Annotated in this window: 13 protein-coding genes; 6 read left to right on the forward strand and 7 right to left on the reverse strand. The window is 39.2% G+C overall.

All coding sequences use genetic code 11. The features are described from left to right. Nucleotides 1–149 precede the first annotated feature (149 nt). Nucleotides 150–803 (forward strand): pentapeptide repeat-containing protein, encoded by a 654-nt coding sequence (locus GNE10_RS18550; protein ID WP_099069160.1) that lies wholly within the window; start codon nucleotides 150–152, stop codon nucleotides 801–803. A gap of 192 nt (nucleotides 804–995) precedes the next feature. Here GNE10_RS18550 and GNE10_RS18555 read toward each other — a convergent pair whose 3' ends face one another. Further along, nucleotides 996–1,670, reverse strand: coding sequence for a response regulator transcription factor (locus tag GNE10_RS18555; protein WP_099069159.1), 675 nt, complete (start codon nucleotides 1,668–1,670; stop codon nucleotides 996–998). Between the two features lie 331 nt (nucleotides 1,671–2,001). Between GNE10_RS18555 and GNE10_RS18560 the strand changes: the two genes are divergently transcribed. Next, on the forward strand, nucleotides 2,002–2,505 hold the full coding sequence (locus GNE10_RS18560; protein WP_185566451.1) for a DUF2808 domain-containing protein: 504 nt from the start codon (nucleotides 2,002–2,004) through the stop codon (nucleotides 2,503–2,505). A gap of 424 nt (nucleotides 2,506–2,929) precedes the next feature. Here GNE10_RS18560 and GNE10_RS18565 read toward each other — a convergent pair whose 3' ends face one another. Further along, the gene (locus tag GNE10_RS18565) at nucleotides 2,930–4,348 is read right to left on the reverse strand and encodes an ATP-binding protein (protein WP_185566452.1); all 1,419 of its coding nucleotides are present in this window, start codon (nucleotides 4,346–4,348) and stop codon (nucleotides 2,930–2,932) included. Nucleotides 4,349–5,065: 717 nt separating this feature from the next. After that, on the reverse strand, nucleotides 5,066–6,490 hold the full coding sequence (locus GNE10_RS18570; RefSeq protein WP_185566453.1) for a phospholipase D-like domain-containing protein: 1,425 nt from the start codon (nucleotides 6,488–6,490) through the stop codon (nucleotides 5,066–5,068). Between the two features lie 197 nt (nucleotides 6,491–6,687). Here GNE10_RS18570 and GNE10_RS18575 point away from each other — a divergent pair, with 197 nt between their 5' ends. The 3 genes from GNE10_RS18575 (at nucleotide 6,688) to GNE10_RS18585 (ending at nucleotide 10,854) form a co-directional block, all read left to right on the forward strand. Next, complete coding sequence (locus GNE10_RS18575; RefSeq protein ID WP_185566454.1) at nucleotides 6,688–7,857, forward strand: cysteine desulfurase family protein; 1,170 nt, start codon at nucleotides 6,688–6,690, stop codon at nucleotides 7,855–7,857. A gap of 800 nt (nucleotides 7,858–8,657) precedes the next feature. Then, on the forward strand, nucleotides 8,658–9,776 hold the full coding sequence (locus GNE10_RS18580) for a mechanosensitive ion channel domain-containing protein (protein ID WP_185566455.1): 1,119 nt from the start codon (nucleotides 8,658–8,660) through the stop codon (nucleotides 9,774–9,776). 343 nt (nucleotides 9,777–10,119) lie between these two features. After that, on the forward strand, nucleotides 10,120–10,854 hold the full coding sequence (locus GNE10_RS18585) for a DUF1995 family protein (RefSeq protein WP_185566456.1): 735 nt from the start codon (nucleotides 10,120–10,122) through the stop codon (nucleotides 10,852–10,854). Nucleotides 10,855–10,925: 71 nt separating this feature from the next. On the opposite strand, the gene GNE10_RS18590 is transcribed toward GNE10_RS18585, so the two are convergent. From GNE10_RS18590 to GNE10_RS18605, 4 genes are all read right to left on the reverse strand, one after another. After that, nucleotides 10,926–11,342 (reverse strand): PIN domain-containing protein, encoded by a 417-nt coding sequence (locus GNE10_RS18590; protein ID WP_185566457.1) that lies wholly within the window; start codon nucleotides 11,340–11,342, stop codon nucleotides 10,926–10,928. Next, nucleotides 11,342–11,563 carry a hypothetical protein gene (locus GNE10_RS18595; protein WP_185566458.1) on the reverse strand — a complete coding sequence of 74 codons (222 nt, stop codon included), beginning with the start codon at nucleotides 11,561–11,563 and terminating at the stop codon, nucleotides 11,342–11,344. Before GNE10_RS18595 ends, GNE10_RS18590 begins: the two co-directional genes overlap by 1 nt. A 163-nt stretch (nucleotides 11,564–11,726) precedes the next feature. Further along, a complete protein-coding gene (locus tag GNE10_RS18600; RefSeq protein WP_185566459.1) occupies nucleotides 11,727–12,311 on the reverse strand; it encodes a hypothetical protein in 585 nt (194 codons plus the stop codon). A 195-nt stretch (nucleotides 12,312–12,506) separates the two neighbouring features. Next, the gene (locus tag GNE10_RS18605) at nucleotides 12,507–15,515 is read right to left on the reverse strand and encodes a zinc-dependent metalloprotease (RefSeq protein ID WP_185566460.1); all 3,009 of its coding nucleotides are present in this window, start codon (nucleotides 15,513–15,515) and stop codon (nucleotides 12,507–12,509) included. 490 nt (nucleotides 15,516–16,005) lie between these two features. On the opposite strand from GNE10_RS18605, the gene GNE10_RS18610 reads away from it, so the two are divergent. After that, complete coding sequence (locus GNE10_RS18610; protein ID WP_185566461.1) at nucleotides 16,006–17,775, forward strand: pentapeptide repeat-containing protein; 1,770 nt, start codon at nucleotides 16,006–16,008, stop codon at nucleotides 17,773–17,775. The last annotated feature ends 15 nt before the right edge of the window (nucleotides 17,776–17,790 follow it).

Here is a 17,790-nt window from a genome sequence, read left to right on the forward strand (position 1 = left end):
AATTTATGCTTCCCCCTCCTTCCTCCCACACCTCCCACACCTCCCACACTTCCTAGAAAGCCCAATGCCCAATGCCCAAATAATAAAACATGCAGCCGATAGACCGCTGCATAACTCATAATTAAGTTGATTGTGTACCAAAATGACGTATGAGCGATCTGGAGCGGTACTATAGAATTTTGGAATTAGAGCCTGGGGCAACGCTTGAGGAAGTGAACCAGGCTTATAAAGATTTAGTCTTTGTTTGGCATCCGGATCGCATTCCGAAGGAAAATCTCCGCTTACAACAAAAGGCACAGGATAAGCTCAAAGCAATTAATGAAGCTCGTGAAAAATTGCGCTCTGTAAAAACCAAGCATCAAAGCACACAGAAGCCATCGCCATCACCGTTTCATTATGAAACAACATCTCAAATTAAGCAGCCACCGTCAAAGCACAATCCAGATTTGAGTGGCAAAGACTATAGTCGAGCAAATTTGAGCAATAAAGACTTATCTGGCAGAAATCTCAGTTATGCCAATTTGAGCGGTGCTAATCTCAGCGATACTTTTATGCACAAAGTTAATCTCAGAGGAGCGAATTTATCTGAAGCTAATTTGTTTCGAGCCAACTTACTTTTAGCGGATCTCAGGGAAGCAAATTTACGTGCTGCTAATTTAATTGGTGCGGATCTTAGTGGAGCCGATTTACGGGGAGCGGATTTAACTGGAGCGCGAATTCGTTCTGGTGAAAGGCTTCTGGTTAAACTAATTGGTGCTAATTTAGCTGGAGCAATTATGCCTGATGGTGCGATTCATCAGTGATAGGGCAATATGCTTCGGTTAAGACAGTTTGTTTGTAAAGGTAAGGGAACAGGGAATGGGGAATAGGGAATAGGGGAAGAAAAAACAGGTTTATCTTAACTGTATTGAGTGATGGCAAAGACGCGGGAACGTTCGCTAAATCAAGATTCATCAAAGCTATTCTCAATCCAAAATCTAAAATCTAAAATTGTATTACTCGCGCAGTGCGTAACCTACGCCACGTACTGTGTGAATTAGGCGTTTTTCCTTATTTTCTTCTAATTTCAGGCGTAGATAACGAATATAGACTTCGATGATATTAGAATCACCCATGAAGTCGTAACCCCAAACTTTTTCAAGAATTTGGTCTCTGGTAAATACTTGACGGGGATGTGAAAGCAAATATTCTAATAAATCAAATTCTTTTGCTGTTAATTCAATGCTTCTTTTACCACGAAATACTTGACGAGTGCGGCGATTTAAGCTTAAGTCTTCAAACTGTAATAAGTCTTCGTCGGTTTCTTGAGTACGGCGTAAATGAGCGCGGATTCTTGCTAGTAGTTCTTCTATACTGAAGGGTTTGACTACATAATCATCGGCTCCTGCATCTAATCCGGCGACGCGATCGCTAACTTCATCTTTTGCTGTCAATAAGATTACTGGTACTGTGTTACCTGTGGCTCGCAAACGACGGCAAATTTCCACACCTGAGAGTCCTGGTAACATCCAATCAAGGACGGCTAAATCTGGCGACGACTCCCGCGCCAAAGTCAATCCAGTAATTCCATCATGGGCTATGCTAACTTTGTATCCTTCACTACTCAGTTCTAATTCCACAAATCGCGCTAGTTTGACTTCATCTTCGACTAAAAGAATGTGTGCTGTCATTTTTTACTCCTAAATAAATGATTTCAAAATAAAGATGTTAAATTGACCCAGCTGTAATATATTTGATACCAAAATTTATATATCGTTCGCACTTTAATATGTATGAGCGTCAGAAAAATGAGTTTTTGCTGAATAAAGTGATAATTTTTGCTGAAAAACTGTAAAACCTGATTTTGCGAGCTTTTTTGTACCGTCTCAATTAAAATATTTTTCTCATAAAATTCACCTGGAAATCTCAGAATACTTTAATTTATGCATTAGCTAAAACTCATAGTGATGTTGGAATCTAATCATTAAGAAGTTTAGTTGATACAAAAGCTAGGATTCAATAATGAAAGGTTTAATTTTTGGTAGTTTATCTGCTTTAATACTCACTACATCTGCTGCGGCTATAGCTACACCTGTAAAGTATCAACAATCAAATTCTGATACACATACAGTTTCTCAAATTGCATTGAAGGTAAACGTTCCTCATATCACTAATTCTGGTGTCAGAAATGATACTCATTTTATTAGAGTAGCAGTAGTTGGCATGTCTTTACAAGATTTAATGATTTCCTTACCAACCCAGATGGAAAGCTTTGATAAAGTTAGAATTATAGACCAGTCTGGTCAAGAAATTGCAGCTAAAACAGAGATTAATAAAGAACGTGTGTCAATCACCTTTGACCAGCCTGTAAATTCTGGTGGTTCTGTGGAAGTACAATTTACTGGCGTACAAAGAAGAATTCCATTTGAAAAAATCTTACTCTATGGAGTAACTGCGAAAAGAGTTGGATTAAACGGAGATATTCCTATTGGAACAGCCAGAATTGATATTCCTGATAAAGGTTAGAAGTCAGAATTCAGGAGTCAGAATTCAGGAGTCAGAATTCAGGAGTCAGAATTCAGGAGTCAGAATTCAGGAGTCAGAATTCAGGAGTCAGGAGTCAGGAGTCAGAATTCAGAATTCAGGAGTCAGAATTCAGAAGTCAGAATTTATATGTTTTAAGTGCGGACTTTGTTAGTAAAATCCGCACTTTTACATATAGAATAACGTGCAAGTCAATAAAGAACATCTTTTTAAATAAAAAGACAGATACAAACAAATACGCTTAGATTAAAGGCTAATTATACAAAATTGTGGGTTTCAAAAACGCGATAAATCGCCATCTCTACAAGTATTTTTATCTTATTTTAACTGTAATACACTTTACTGAAAACTCTGTTCTGGCTTCTGACTTCTGAATTCTGAATTCTGACTTCTGAATTCTATTTAATTAAATTGGTAAAGTAATTGTAAAAATACTCCCTTCTTCTAATTTGGATTGTACGCTGACATTACCACCCATACCTTCTACAAGTGTCTTGACGATTGATAAACCTAAACCAGAACCTCCAGTGGTATGAGAGCGAGATTCATCTACGCGGTAAAATCTTTCAAAAATACGTGCTTGATGTTGTAGGGGAATTCCATAACCGTTGTCACAAACTTGAATAATTACTTTACCTGGAAGTTGGTCTAATTTAAAAATTATAGGTGTGCCAGCTTCCGAATATTTTACAGCATTATCAATTAAATTCAGTAATACTTGTTTGAGACGACTGTAGTCTACTTTTGCTTCAATTGGATAAATTGTAGACTCAATATTAATTTGGCGATCGCTATATTTTTCTGCCATCACTACAATTTCTTCAACTAAGTCATTTAAAATATAAGATTTCATTTGAAAATGTAGATGACCACTATCTGCTCTTGCTAAATCAAGTAAATCTTGTAGCAGACGAATAGTACGTTCGGCTTCTGATGCAGCAGTTTCTAAAGCTTCTTGTTGAGTTTGAGTTAAGTTATTTTGCCGTCGTAAAACGCTTTGTAAGTAACCGTGTACAATTGTCAAAGGTGTGCGTAATTCGTGAGAAACATTACTAACAAATTCTTTTTCTTGCTCCCACGATTGCGAAAGACGCGACAGTAACATGGTTAAAGTTTGAGCTAATTCTTTAACTTCGCTTGGTGCATTATCGAGATATAATTGTGGTTCTCCTAAATCTTCTGGGGAAATCACAGCAGCCATTTGATTTAGCTGACGTAAAGGCTGTAGGGAATGCTTAATATAAATGGCGATCGCAACTGTTAAAATAATAATTGCAAACACGCTAATCATCACTAAACTCCGTACCATCGCCACTAACATTTTCTGTTCGCGGGTAATATCTTTAGCTATAAATAAATTCCCCAGTAATCTACCCTGCACTTCTATAGAACTACCACATAAAATAAAATAATTTTGATTAATTTGATAAACTTGTGCTTTAATTGGCATTTTCGTTAAAGACATTAACTCCGATACCAGAGAATTAGATAATAAAGTTAAAGTACTAGATTGTACTAAAATTTGATTTTCCGAATTTTTTACCCATAATAATGTATTGTGATTCGTTAAGTTATTGATAGCCTTCTGTAACCCGGTTTCAGGTTGCATCATTTCACTATAAATTTGTACATCTCGCGGTAAACGTTTAGCTATCTGTTCTATATTATGTTTATGATTATCAATTAAAACTTCTTGGGTTTTCCAACTCGTCCATGTAGCCACACCACCTAATACTGAAGCCGAAAAGCCAGTAATACCAAGTGTTAGGCGTAGCTGTAATGAAAATGGGTCTAAATTTAGCCAATTTTTTTTTATTTGCTTCACTGCTTTAATGTTTTGAAAAATAAAATTGTGAGTAAAGAATAGCGTATATAGCAATCCTAAATGAGTTGTGAAAAATATAAGTAAGGAAACGAACCGCCTTCTCTACGAGAGGCTTTCGCCAACGCGCAGCGTCTCGTAGAGAAGAACGCCAAGGACACAAAGGGAAGAAAGGAAAAAGAGATATAGAATTTTCACAAATGATTTAGGACTGCTATATTAAGTTTTAATTCTTAGCTAAGTAAAACGACTGGAAAAAACAACCTGTGTGAAGTAATCTAAATAGTTCGTAGTAAGGACTTTAGTCCTTATTACAAACCTGTAATTATTTATATCATTCTATCTTATGGCTAACCTACAGAAATTAGTTATCGCCAAAAATTTGCTGTCCTTTATTGTATTTTTATCCCAATTTTGATAGCCTGTCTAATTATAATTTATATGTAATTCATCTCAATTAAATTAATTTTGTCTGAGAATTACCTGAAAATATTTTAAATACACGATTTACGCAAAAATCAGGTAATTTCCTGATTACGAGAGATAGCGTAGTAATCCCCCCTGATGCTATGATTGCTTTCCTACACTTTGTTTTGGTTGCAATGACAATATTGACAGTGCGTAAGTCTTCAAATCAACTGAACTTTTTTAAAGACAATAACCCTGGTGATTAAACAAGCCAGGGTTATGAACGATTGTTTTGTGAATAAAAACTGAATTTTAGGAAGATATTTTTACCTGAGAACATTTTGTTTGCTGTGCTTGAATTTTCTGTTGAATTCCTGGTGGTAACCCAGGTTTAATTTTGGTATAAAGACGCGCAAATTCTCGCACATAATGAGCAGCAACAATTGGACTTTCAATGACTAAAAGTGTCTCGTCATTACCGTTATTGGCTGCATCAGACCAATTATGAGAACCTGTAATTACTGTTCGATTATCAATAACGGAAAACTTATGATGTAATAAATCTCCTTTTGGTAATGTAGGTACGCCTACAGTGGTAATTGGATTTTTCCAAGGATGATTGTCAAGTTCATATTTACATTTATTACTGAGAGCAACTCCCATCATATCTAATGCTTCGCTATAAGGACGATAAGCAAATTGTGGTTCAATTAAAGCTCGAATTTGGACATTTTGTTGATGTCGATTTTCCAAGATATTAGCTAGACGCTGTTCGGAAAAAACAAACAAAGCTAAATCAATAGATTTTGTTGCTGAATCTAAAGTTTCGCCAATTAAACCATTACTGCTATGACTCCAAGGTTGAGTAGGAGAAGTAGGAGAAAACTGCACAGTAATTTTAGTTTTATTTAATGTGATTTGTTGCGGTAAGCGTTGTGGTTTTTTAAGACCAAATCGACTATCTGGCCTACCTCCTGGGCCGTCGCCCCACATAATGTTAAACTCTTGTGTAAATAAAGATGCTAATTCTGGGCTGTCAATTTGCAATAAATTATTGGCATTCCCTAAACTGCTAGGATTTGTATAATCACCAGAAGTATCGCTCAAGGTGAAATTGGCGGAAGTAATAATTACAATGCGATTATCTACAATTACAAACTTATGGTGCATTAAACTACTACCAGCTGAACCATCTGCTTTATCGTCCAGCCAGGGAATGTTTGCATTTTGTAAAATTATTAAAGCATCTCTTTGATTTATTTCTGCGGGAGTTAGTTGATTGTCGTGGTTAATATCGATGAATTGATAAAATTCTTGATAGCGTTCTCGCTCTCTTTTATCTAATTTACTTACTTCTTCTGGTGTAAAACTACTCCAAGGTCGGCTATAGGTATTTTCTAAAATTAACCTGACTTTAACTCCAGCTTTTTGTCTATCAACCAATGCCTGGGCGATTTTAGGTAAACGTAATTCTTGCACCGCTACATCTATTGTAGATTTAGCTTGAGAAATAGCATCAACAATTTGTTTTTCTAAGTCATCTCCCAACCGAGTTTGCTGGCGGTAAGCTTCTTGATATTCTGAAGCTTGAGAATGGTTAAAATAAACTTTAACTAAGGGATCTTGTGGTAAAGCTGGTAGAAGTTTATTAGATGACTGGACTCGTTGACAACCGGCGAGGGCAAATATCGGTAAAAAGATATATAAAAAAAACCTTTGTCTAGATAAAAGTTGCACTGTAATCTGTTAAAAATGGATTGAGAGGGGACATGTTTATCATTCCCAAAATTTGGGGTTATGAGATGAAGTAAAAAAATAGCTTTCCCAGGCAAGAAAAACTCACTCGAACATCCAAAATTACAGAGATTTTCTCAGATTTGCTAAAAAAAATCAGCAGTCTATTGCCAGCGTGTGTTCTCATCATTATCGGTTATATGCAAATTTATCTAGATTACAGTGCGACTACTCCCACTCGCAAAGAAGCGATCGCAGTTATGCAAACAATCCTCACTCAACAGTGGGGGAATCCTTCTAGCTTACATGAGTGGGGAAAACGGGCTGCAACGGTTGTGGAACAAGCCAGAATCCAAGTTGCTTGCTTAATTAACGCCGCCACTCCAGAATCGATTGTTTTTACCTCTGGGGGTACTGAAGCAAATAATCTAGCAATTATGGGTGTCGCTCGCTTGTATACTGTTCCGCGACATATAATTATCTCCAGTGTCGAGCATTCTGCAATTTCTGAGACAGCGCGATTGTTGGAAATATGGGGTTGGGAAGTTACACGCTTAGATGTAGATACCAAAGGTAAAGTCAACCCCTTGGACTTAAAGGCGGCATTGCAACATAATACAGTGTTGGTTTCCATAATTTACGGTCAAAGTGAAGTTGGCACTGTACAACCAATTGCAGAATTGGGAAAAATTGCGCGATCGCATGGTGCTTTGTTCCATACAGATGCAGTGCAAGCTGCGGGACGTTTAGGCATAGATGTACAAGAGCTTCCAGTAGATTTACTTAGTCTTGCCAGCCATAAAATCTATGGCCCCCAAGGTGTAGGGGCGCTGTATGTCCGTCCTGGTGTGGAATTGATGCCTTTATTATGTGGTGGCGGGCAAGAAATGGGATTGCGTTCTGGTACACAAGCAGTACCGATAATTGCCGGCTTTGGTGTTGCAGCTGAATTAATAGCAGAGGAATTACCAAAAGAAACACCACGGTTGATTCAGCTACGCGATCGCGCCTTTGACCAATTAGCTGAAATTCCTGGTTTAATTCCTACAGGGGATACCTGCGATCGTTTACCTCATCATGTGAGTCTGTGCTTAGAATACGCTGATGGCGAAAAACTCAGCGGTAAAACCTTAGTACGACAGCTAAATCTTGCCGGTATTGGTATCAGTGCCGGTGCTGCTTGCCACAGTGGTAAACTCACTCCAAGTCCGATATTGTTAGCAATGGGTTATTCCGAAAAAGCCGCCTTGGGTGGAATTCGCATCACATTAGGACGCGATACCACCGAAGCCGATATTGATTGGACAACAATGGTATTGAAGCAAGTTTTAAAGAGACTAACCCCAGATTTATCTATTATCAAGCGTTGAGTGTTCTAACTAAAATTTCAGGCGTTGCTGAGAGACTATTTATAAAGTAAATCTTAAGTAGGATGTGTTACAGCTATGAAAAGATTTGGGATTTAGAGACAATGAAATTCAGCTCTAACGCACCATCCATACGGTGGTACGTTAGGCACTAAGATAGTTATTTCGTGACCAATGATATCGAAAATATACGCCTAACACACCCTACAAGAATTCTATTTGTAAATATATATTTCTTTTTCTAAAAAGTAAATTTTGTCTAACTATATCTGAATATTGAAGAAGAATACAGAATTCAGAATACAGAATTCAGAATGGGCTAAACACCCCGCTACCGCTAAAAGAATGCAGCAATCTTTCAGTAGGGGATTCAGACTCGCCACTGATTGTTCCTGTAGTGTTTCCCCTTGGGAGAAGACCACCAAATCTACGATTTGGTGGGGGTGCAAAAACGCCGATTATCGATCTGCCAGTCGTACAAAATACCCAACTGACTCCTGACGACTGACGCCTTTATTCTGTTTGATAAATACTGAAATTAAAGTTGAGTAACAATATAGCAAAATTTTAGGCAAAAAATTCATTTTTCTTAAAAATCAAAGAGTATCATATATTTACTGTTTTTGGTAATATTCTTTTAACCTTATTTATCTGAATTTTTAAGGTTGCTACTTTGAGAATATTGAATTAAAACTTGATTCATAAATCATTTTTTAGCTGCTATCAAATAGTAGATAAATTTTAGTATTTATAATTTTGGATGTATCTCAAAATTATTGATGTTTGTTGATTTGCAGAAACCTATGGAATTTTTTTGGAACACGCTGAAAAATCTCAACTATTCTAGTGTACCGATTGGCAAAATAATAGCCATTATCATTATTTTGACACTTGCACAAACCTTAAGAATATTTATTGTTGCAATTATAGTTAAAACAATTGAAAGCTTCACTAGAAAAACCAAAACCGACCTTGATGATGAGTTAGTAGCGATTATAAAGCCATCCTTAAGCTGGTTAATTCTAATTGCGGGACTGTGGATTTCTAAGGAAATTTTGTCTCAGGAATTAGGTTTTCAATTAAGCGAAGTAATCGGTAGAACGCTGAATTTAATAGTAGTTTTTATCATAGCATATGCTATTTATCGCTCCTCTTCTATTTTGGGTCAGATAATTGCTAATTTAGTACTACATACTGACACCGATTTAGATGAATTACTTAGACCCTTAATGCCGAAAATATTTCAATCGGCAGCAATTGTAGTCATTGCTATTAAAGTTAGTGAAATATTTTTTGGACAATCCTCTGGGGCACTGCTTGGTCTATTAGGTGGTGCTGGTATTACTTTAGGTTTATTGTTGAAAGATATTGTCTATGACTGGTTTTGTACAATTATTATCTACTCTGATTCTCTTTATAGAGAAGGAGATTGGATTTCGGTTTCAGGATTGCAGGGTTTTGTACAGGTAATGAATATTGGATTTAGAACTACAACCTTGCATGTCTACCAATGGGGTTCCATTGTCAAAATGCCTAACTCTAGGATGATTACCGGAATTGTAGAAAATTGGTCACAAAATCCTGGTGAAGAATTAAAGTGGGGTATTAGTTTAACTCTCAAAATTGATAATATTTCCGCCCAACAAACTGCCAAAATTTGCAATGCTATTCGCGAAACACCTTCGTATATTCAGGGATTATCGCAAGAGATAATTGTCCGTTTTTCCAGAATTGAAAATAATGCTCGTGTCATTAACATTGTTGCCTTTGTTAATGATGATAAGCTTTACTATGATGCTGAGAAAAATTTGAATTTAGCTATCTTAGAAATCTTAGAAAAAGAAAGTATTGATTTCTTGTACGTGGATCTCCGAACCGATCCAGAAAAATATAAACAGAATCAGCTAGCAGCTAATAACTAATTTCATACCAAAAAAAGCTGTGAATGATGGTGGCTAGTAGTCTAATAACCCAAAGGGTAAAGGGTAAAGGGTAAAGGGTAAAGGGTAAAGGGGAAGGGATGAAAAACATGAGAGACGTAGCATTGCTACGTCTCTACTAATTTGTGGCTAGACGAGGGATCTGACCCTCTATTCACCAGATGCATCTTGTTAAGGGGTGGGGTGACGTGGATGGTGATGGGAAGCGAGAAAATTTCAAATCATGTTTTAGCAAGGGTTTCACATTGGGTTTGTGTTGGTGCTAACGAAAATCACAGCCAATGCTGGAACAATAGAAGTAATGCTAAACCAACGATAATAAATCATGAGTGAACTTCCCAATAGTCTTGAAGATGCCATCGCCCAATCTCAGACAGCTGTCAAAGCCGCCCTTGCAGATGGCTGTAATCGCCTACAAGTTGATTTCCTGTTCCCAGAACTGAAAGTGATGCCTGTGGCGGAACAATTTGTGCCGTTGTTTGCTGAATACGATTCTCGCTTGAAGATTTTCTTTGCTGATGCTGGGGCTGCGGCCTTAGCCCGCCGTGATTGGGCTGACGCACCATTTAAAATTTTAGATATCGGAACGGGGAGGGCTGCTTCGCTGCAAACAAAAATTCAGCCAGAGGATGAAATTTTCTTATTTATCACCCCGACAGCCGTAGAAGTACCGCAGCTAGAAAAATTATGTGATGAAATTGGCGATCGCCCTTTAGTATTTTTAAATCCCCGCCTGGAAGATTCGGGAACTGTGGGTATTGGTTACGCAGCTAGAAAAGTCCGCGATCGCTTCATTAATACCATTGAATCCGCCTATTACCTGCGGCCCATAGACGACCAAACAGCCTTATATCGCTGCTATCCCGGACAGTGGCAAATTTGGGTAGAAAATGCTGGTGAATATCAAATAATTGCCGAATTACCCACAAAACCATCGGGTGATGAGTTGGATCTTATCCTGATGAAGGGACAACCCCAAACAACAACCAACGCTGTCCCAGGAAGAAAGCCCAATGTGTTTAAGAGTTTACAACGGTTTTTAAAAGCTTTGAGTAGTTAGGAGAAAACAGATATGCAGGGATAGTTAATTCTTTCCCTGCTGTCTCACCGAACAAGGGAAAAGTAAAAGTTTTATTCATTAGCTAATATCTTCTCTAATTCTTGAGGTGACATCACTGGAATCGGAGCATTGACAAAACCAGAGGCATCACGAGTTATGATTGCATCAACTCCATACGCCATTCCGCAGGCACACTGTACTGCATCCTCAAAATCTCCGAAATTTAATGCGATCGCCTGTTCTAAAATTGTGCGTTCAACCGGACAAATGTGTAAGTCTGTTAGAACTTGAATAATTGCGTCTTGAGCCATTTTCATCCCTGCGGCTCTGCGAACAATATAATATATATTAGTGATTGTTGTTGCTGCAATAAATCCTTCAACTTCACCAGCATCAATCCTCTCAAATAGCCTTGCTGCATCCTCGACAAAAGGCTCTCGTTCTTGCAAAAAATCAAGAACAACATTAGTATCGATCAAAAGTCGCATTACTGGTACTTTTCAGTAAGATAGGTAATATATTCTGCTGCAATATCTTCATTACCTGATGCATCAGAACCTTTTGCAATCCCCCGCAATCGGGACAAGTTGCCTTTATTTTTTAATGGGCGGGTTTCTTGCTGCAAGGATTCCAGCAAAGTTTGGACTAATTGCCAACGTTCGCTAGTCGATAATTGTAGCGCCTGTTTTTGCAAGTTTTGGAATGTCATTAGCTTTTTCCTGGGTGTATCTATCCCTCCTCAATTGTAAATTTAAATGAGTAAAGTGAGCAGCACCAAGCGTTCTTAATCCTAAAGTAGGATGGAAGTACTTCGCTAGAAAACTCTTAAATAGTTATGATACTTGAAAACTAACAGAGCAAGAAATAATTGCTCACTCTATCCAATCATGAAAAGGTGTAACAAGAGCAAGAACTATCGACTTTGGCAACTTGGGACACACTGCCAAAAGCTGACTAGCACTAATTTCTGCAATTTTGATACCTCTTGAGCGAAGCTCCTTAATGGCTGTCGGATTAATATCTAGTAAGTGTGCTGCTAATCTCGCGGCTGCGGCATACTTCGGATCAGAAGTGGTGTAATGAGGGTGAAATTCCTTTATGTACTGGAGTGAGAAATGTGTTGCTAACCCTTCTTCTAAAACAGTTCCAAAATTGTAAACAACAGGATCGAGAAGGTGAACAGATTCATGGGCTAGCTGAAATAAGGCTTGAACTAAATCTTCTCTTGCTGAAAGACCAAGCTGAATTATAATATGCCCACAGTCTCCTGGGAACCATGTTTGAGGCCCAGTATCACAAAACTCAATTCCTAGAATAGTCCAAGAGCGATCGCGTTTACCAAACTGTGCCTCAATTTCCAAAATCATCTCACCCAACCGAGAGGCAAGAGTCCATGTGTATCCATCACCCGATGGCAACGGATTAGCTATTACCAAAGAATCTTGAACAGTTGCCAAACAATAAACCTCTTGTTTGTAGTTTAACTGTTTATTATGTTGCCCTCTGCATTTAACTATCTAACTGCTGACATCAACTTTTTTCTCAACTTGTATGGACTTTCTATATATATTTTGCCAAAATATTCAGCGAACAATAAGAGTTAGGAATTTTACTATTAACTCCTAACTCCTAACTCCTAACCTATAACTTTTTTAATTTCCTTGTAACGGCGCATTCAAGATTTTTTCAATGCGATCGCGTGTTTCTAGAATATGCGCTTTGGTATATTCATCATCAGAATTAACATCTTTGAGTTTCTCATCCAACTGTTTGAGTTTATACCATGCCAAAGTGCGAGCATCTTCTGGAACGTATTCTTTTCGCAAGACCATATTGCTTAAAATGTCTAAATACTTTCTCTGCAAGCCTCGCCGCAAGCTAGCAATCTTCATTGGTTTACCTTTTGGTTTGATGACTTCCGTCCAAATACCTGACTGTAATGTGTCAAATAATTCTGGAAGAGTCAATGCATTTTCTGGCTTACTTTTAAGTTCGATATCCTTGAGACGCGAAAGGCGATCGCCAGAGAGTAAATCTCGCAACACAGAACCCTGCAACAATAATACTAAATCGTGAATTGGATAATCCAAGCGACCAACTTGGGGATAACTACCCCAATGTCGCCAACGGGAAGGTGCTAATTTATTCAGTAGTTCTGGGGAAAAGCTGAGGGCATCTTCGGCAAATAGATATTTTTGCAGTGTTTCTAAAGCCTGACGTTGTTGATCTACTGGTACTGGTTCAAATGGTAATCGGCGTTGGCTAACTTCCAAGGGGATTTCGTTGGGGCGGACGCGGTAGAAAGACTGCCCGCCGATGTATTTTGTGGTGTAGTATATTTGCTGAAAATAGTTACCCAATACTGTAGTAAAACGTTCGCTGACATCGCTGTAACTATCTCCATCCACTGGGAAACGTTTATCCAGACGATCCCACATAACACGGGAATTATTCAATTGCCACTGAGAATAAAGTAGCACGTTGCCGCTATTATCCCAGGCATCAGCAGTTGGGTCGAGGTCATACACATCTTCGTCGGTGGAATAACTCAATTCAGGTTTGTAAGATTGTGCAGCAATTTCTTGTAAAACTTGCTTTTCTCCTATTGCATTTGATGTCTGAATTGGTATGTAGCCATACTTAATCGCCCATTCATCATAAGGCCCCACCATACTAGGAAAGTAATCTCCCTGTTTTGTACCTTGGGGGGCAATGTTTGGGGGAATATAATCCATTACCGAAGTCGTCAAACCTTTAGTTTTGGTAATTTCTGTATTATTCATTTCTTCTGGTGGTAGCAAGGTACTACCACGGAAGTTATGGCGTAAACCAAGGGTATGTCCGACTTCGTGGGCGATGATTAAACGCAAATATTGGTTAATATATTCTTTCACCTGGATTTGATTGGGTGTAGTATCTGGCAGCAGTGACATTGCCAAGGAACCAAAGGCAAATTGATTCGCTGCTTCCATGCCGTAACACAAATCGTACTCCCCTGCCATTTTAGATAAATGACGCAAAAACCCTTGATTTTGCTGGGGTACATTCTGATCTTTGGCATTTAAACCATTGGCGCAAAGTAAACGATTTTGCATCAATGCCGTTAAAGTAGTGGTATTTTGTGTATTTTGTACTTCGTTGGGTTGGATAATTTTGCGATATTCATTCTTGAGTGCCCGCACAAAACTAGCATCTACAATAATGTCTGCATCTAAAATTTCTCCGGTCAATGGATTAACACGCGATGGCCCCATTGCAAAGTATCCGTCTACCGTGTTAATCCAGCGAATCGTGTTGTAACGAATATCTGCTGGATCCCAAGTGGCATCATCTGGCATTTGGCGGGCTTCAATGGCGTCCTTGAATCCGGCTTTGAGGAAGGCTTTGTTCCACATAACGATGCCTTCTTTGATGGCATCGCGGTATTCTAAGGGCACAGCGTTATCAATCCAAAAGACAATCGGTTTTTTGGGACGAGAAATTGCTGCTTTTGGGTCTTCTTTTTCCAAGTTCCAGCGATTGATGTAACGCACGAAAGAATCGCCGCGATCGTCTTTGGATAAATCTTGGTAAGCGGTGATAAAATAGCCGATGCGATCGTCGGCAATGCGGGGGCGATAATTATTATCGGCAAGTTGAGAGAGGCTGTAGTGGATGCGTAGCGTAAAACCACGGTTATCAGCTAGTGAGGCAAAGCTTGGCACTTCACTGTCTTTACCACTACCACCGGAGAAATTTAACACAGATTCAACTTCTATGTTTTGGGGAAAAGCTTTAGAATTACCGAAATATGATTGGTCTGTGGTTCCTGGAACTCCTAAACTCGAAGATAATCCCGCTAAGTCTGTGAGTAACAAATCCCCCAGGTCAATGAGAATGGTTTTGCGTTGCGGATGAATGCTTTTAATAGAAATATTGTAGAGAACAGAGTCACTAAAGGAACGGGCAAGCGATCGCGCCTGCGGATCTCCCTCACGAGTCCGGAAATTGACATTGCGAATCACAAATTGTAAATTATTATCCACTTGCCGGAAATAAAATAAAAAATCTTGCAAAGGCATCCCACTGTAAATACCCCGTTCGCCAATGCCCGATTCCAAGGTTGCCGCCGCCAGAAAATTTTTATTTAGTTGCTCTGGTTTAATTTCTAAATAAATTTTATTCTTTTCTTTATTTTGATAAAGGGTAAACAATCCTCCCTGCTTCACAGTATCTTTGATTACTTCATCAAAGGCTTGTAAATCACCCTTTGCTTCTGGTTTAGTACTAGAATTCGGTTTGGAATTCGGTTTTTGTGATGGTTTGATAACTTGCAAAAATGGTTGCTGTGTTATTTTTTTTAGGTCTTTTACTACCCACATAAAGGGTTGAGGTTCTACCTGTTGATGTTGATTAACTACCCAAACTTGCCCTGCTGCTAGTCTCTGTTGGGGACGGCTATTGCTATTTTTTAGTGATAAGCTTGAGTTTTTGTTGGAAAAAGTTTCGGTCTTTGAAGGGTGATGAGAGTTTTGTTTACTTGTGTTTGTGACTAATACTGTCTGATGTTCGCTAGATAACTCCGAATTAACTTTATTCACAGCCAATGACTTGGCATTAGTCGTTACTATTCCTAAAAACAAACCTTGTAACAAAATCACATAAAAGCCAAATCTGGTCATTGCATTCATCCCCAATAACTATCTTTCGTTAAGTTTTAACTTTTGCAAAGGTACGCAGCCCTTGTGGTGTTGATTCAATACCTGCTTTATATCCAGCAGCAAAGTTTGACTTCAATTTTAATTGTCATTTTTTCGATTTTTTGTGTTGTTTTGCAGTAGTATTTTTCCTAATAATTGCGTCTCTCACAAAGAGTAAGTATTATTTTTACATCACACCAGTAAATATCGTGGGAAAAAAATATAACGAATTTGTCAAGACCGCAAAATTATGTGATTTTTGAAATAATTTTTCACTTGACAATTCATTGACATTAACAGTATCAGTTTTAGGCTGAAACCGCCTTCTAGCAATACCTATGACAAGTCACACTACAAATTTAGAAAGCATATAATAGTAAATATTTATACGAGTATCTTCATTGTGGGAACAAAACTAACTTAGTTAAGGATTATCGCAACAATTACTTTAAATGTATCAACGGACACAGAAATGTCAACATATTTATCTCAAGTCTGGAAACTGCTGATAAATTATGTGAGGGGTACAAGGTTACAACAGATGTCAAAAACTGCATCTTTGGAAACCGAAGCAGTTTTGCCTCTAAGAAAAAATATTAAAGAACCAGACGAAAGCCTTAAATTTGTTCAAGATTATTTGCCTGAATATTTATTGTGTGAAAAACTGCAAAAAAGTATCCAAAAATGGACATTAACAGGGAAAACTGAGAACTCTAACATAGACGAAAAGATATTGAGTAGGCAACCTGCTGGGTTATGCTTTGCAGTTAGCGATCGCCAACTACATGAAGAGATTTACAATTTACTGGGTGAAGCGGCGCTGAAACCCGAAATAGTCAACCAACTGATGGCTTTGGTGGTTACAGATCGAAAAATCAACCCAGAACTACTTTTTTGGCGGTTAGAAGATTTTTATCGTCGCTGGTGTCAGGGAGAATTTATTGATGCCACACCAGAGGATAACCTACCTCAGAAAAAAATGTTACAGTTGGCAGCAAAAAATGTGGCGATCGGACTCAGACAGGTAGATATATATACAGGGCTAAACGTCCTGATTTTACTACTAGAGTTACACCGCTACGCCCAAGAACAAGACCGACTCAAACAAAAAATTATTTTTTATCCTTCAGCTCAACCAGACACAGATAATTTTTTCACATCCGAACTACTGCGAATTGTTAACTACAGCGATGCCCTAGCAATTGGGAACTTTAGCACCATAATCGGGCAATTTCTCAAAAGTGGTAACTTTATCGGTGCTTACCTCGGCGATGCTAACCTCACCGGGGTAGACTTTAGCAACGCCAACCTCAGCCGTGCTTACCTTGGGGATGCCAACTTAACAGGAGTCAACTTTTGCGGTGCTAACCTGACCGCAGCAAACCTTGGCGATGCCAACCTCAGCGCAGCCAACCTCAGTGGTGCCAACCTCAGCGGTGCCGACCTCAGCAGCGCCAACCTCAGCGGTGCTAACCTCAGCGGTGCTAACCTCAGCGGTGCTAACCTCAGCCGCGCTGACCTTAGTAGTGCTAACCTCACTCGTGCCAACTTGAAAAGCGCCGACCTCAACCGCGCCGACCTCAGCAGTACCAACCTCAACTGTACTGACCTTAGTAACGCCATCCTTTTTGGTGCTAATTTGAGTGACGCCAACCTCAGCAGCGCCAACCTCAGCCATGCTGACCTTTGCCGTAGTGACCTCAGCGGTGCTGACTTGAGTCACGCCATCCTTAACGGTACGAACCTCAGCGACACAATTCTTTTCAGTACTAATCTCAACAGCGCCATCCTCGTCGCCGCCGACCTCAGTTATGCCAAACTCAACGGCGCTAAGCTGAACAACGCCAGACTCGACGGTGCAATGTTCTTAGGTGCAGACCTCAGCAGCACAGACCTGAGTCGAGTCACTCTTAACGAAGCCGACCTTAGCGGTGTAATTCTCAACGACGCCGACCTCAGTGGTGCAGACCTCACCGACGCCATACTTTTCGGCACAGACCTCAGCTATGCCAACCTAAATAATGCCAACCTCAGCGGCAGTAACCTCAGTGGTGCGATGCTCAATGGTGCAAATCTGAGCCATAGTAATCTCAGTAGCGCCATTCTTGGAGGTGCTGACCTCAGCGACGCCAACATGGAACAAATGACCTGGGGTCAAAAGCAGCAGTGGGAAAGCGTACGGGGATTAGACACAGCAGTTAATGTGCCAGAGGCATTAAAGGAGGAGTTGGGGTTGAAGTGAGGTGAGGGAAGGGGG

Origin of the sequence: Nostoc sp. 2RC (genome assembly GCF_014222165.1) — a bacterium.
GTDB lineage: Bacteria > Cyanobacteriota > Cyanobacteriia > Cyanobacteriales > Nostocaceae > Nostoc > Nostoc linckia.

Coding starts and splice junctions, on each gene's coding strand:
- GNE10_RS18550 (WP_099069160.1), top strand. CDS start 150: ATGAGCGATCTGGAGCGGTACTATAGAATTTTGGAATTAGAGCCTGGG.
- GNE10_RS18590 (WP_185566457.1), bottom strand. CDS start 11,342: ATGCGACTTTTGATCGATACTAATGTTGTTCTTGATTTTTTGCAAGAA.
- GNE10_RS18575 (WP_185566454.1), top strand. CDS start 6,688: ATGCAAATTTATCTAGATTACAGTGCGACTACTCCCACTCGCAAAGAA.
- GNE10_RS18555 (WP_099069159.1), bottom strand. CDS start 1,670: ATGACAGCACACATTCTTTTAGTCGAAGATGAAGTCAAACTAGCGCGA.
- GNE10_RS18580 (WP_185566455.1), top strand. CDS start 8,658: ATGGAATTTTTTTGGAACACGCTGAAAAATCTCAACTATTCTAGTGTA.
- GNE10_RS18610 (WP_185566461.1), top strand. CDS start 16,006: ATGTCAACATATTTATCTCAAGTCTGGAAACTGCTGATAAATTATGTG.
- GNE10_RS18605 (WP_185566460.1), bottom strand. CDS start 15,515: ATGACCAGATTTGGCTTTTATGTGATTTTGTTACAAGGTTTGTTTTTA.
- GNE10_RS18595 (WP_185566458.1), bottom strand. CDS start 11,563: ATGACATTCCAAAACTTGCAAAAACAGGCGCTACAATTATCGACTAGC.
- GNE10_RS18560 (WP_185566451.1), top strand. CDS start 2,002: ATGAAAGGTTTAATTTTTGGTAGTTTATCTGCTTTAATACTCACTACA.
- GNE10_RS18585 (WP_185566456.1), top strand. CDS start 10,120: ATGAGTGAACTTCCCAATAGTCTTGAAGATGCCATCGCCCAATCTCAG.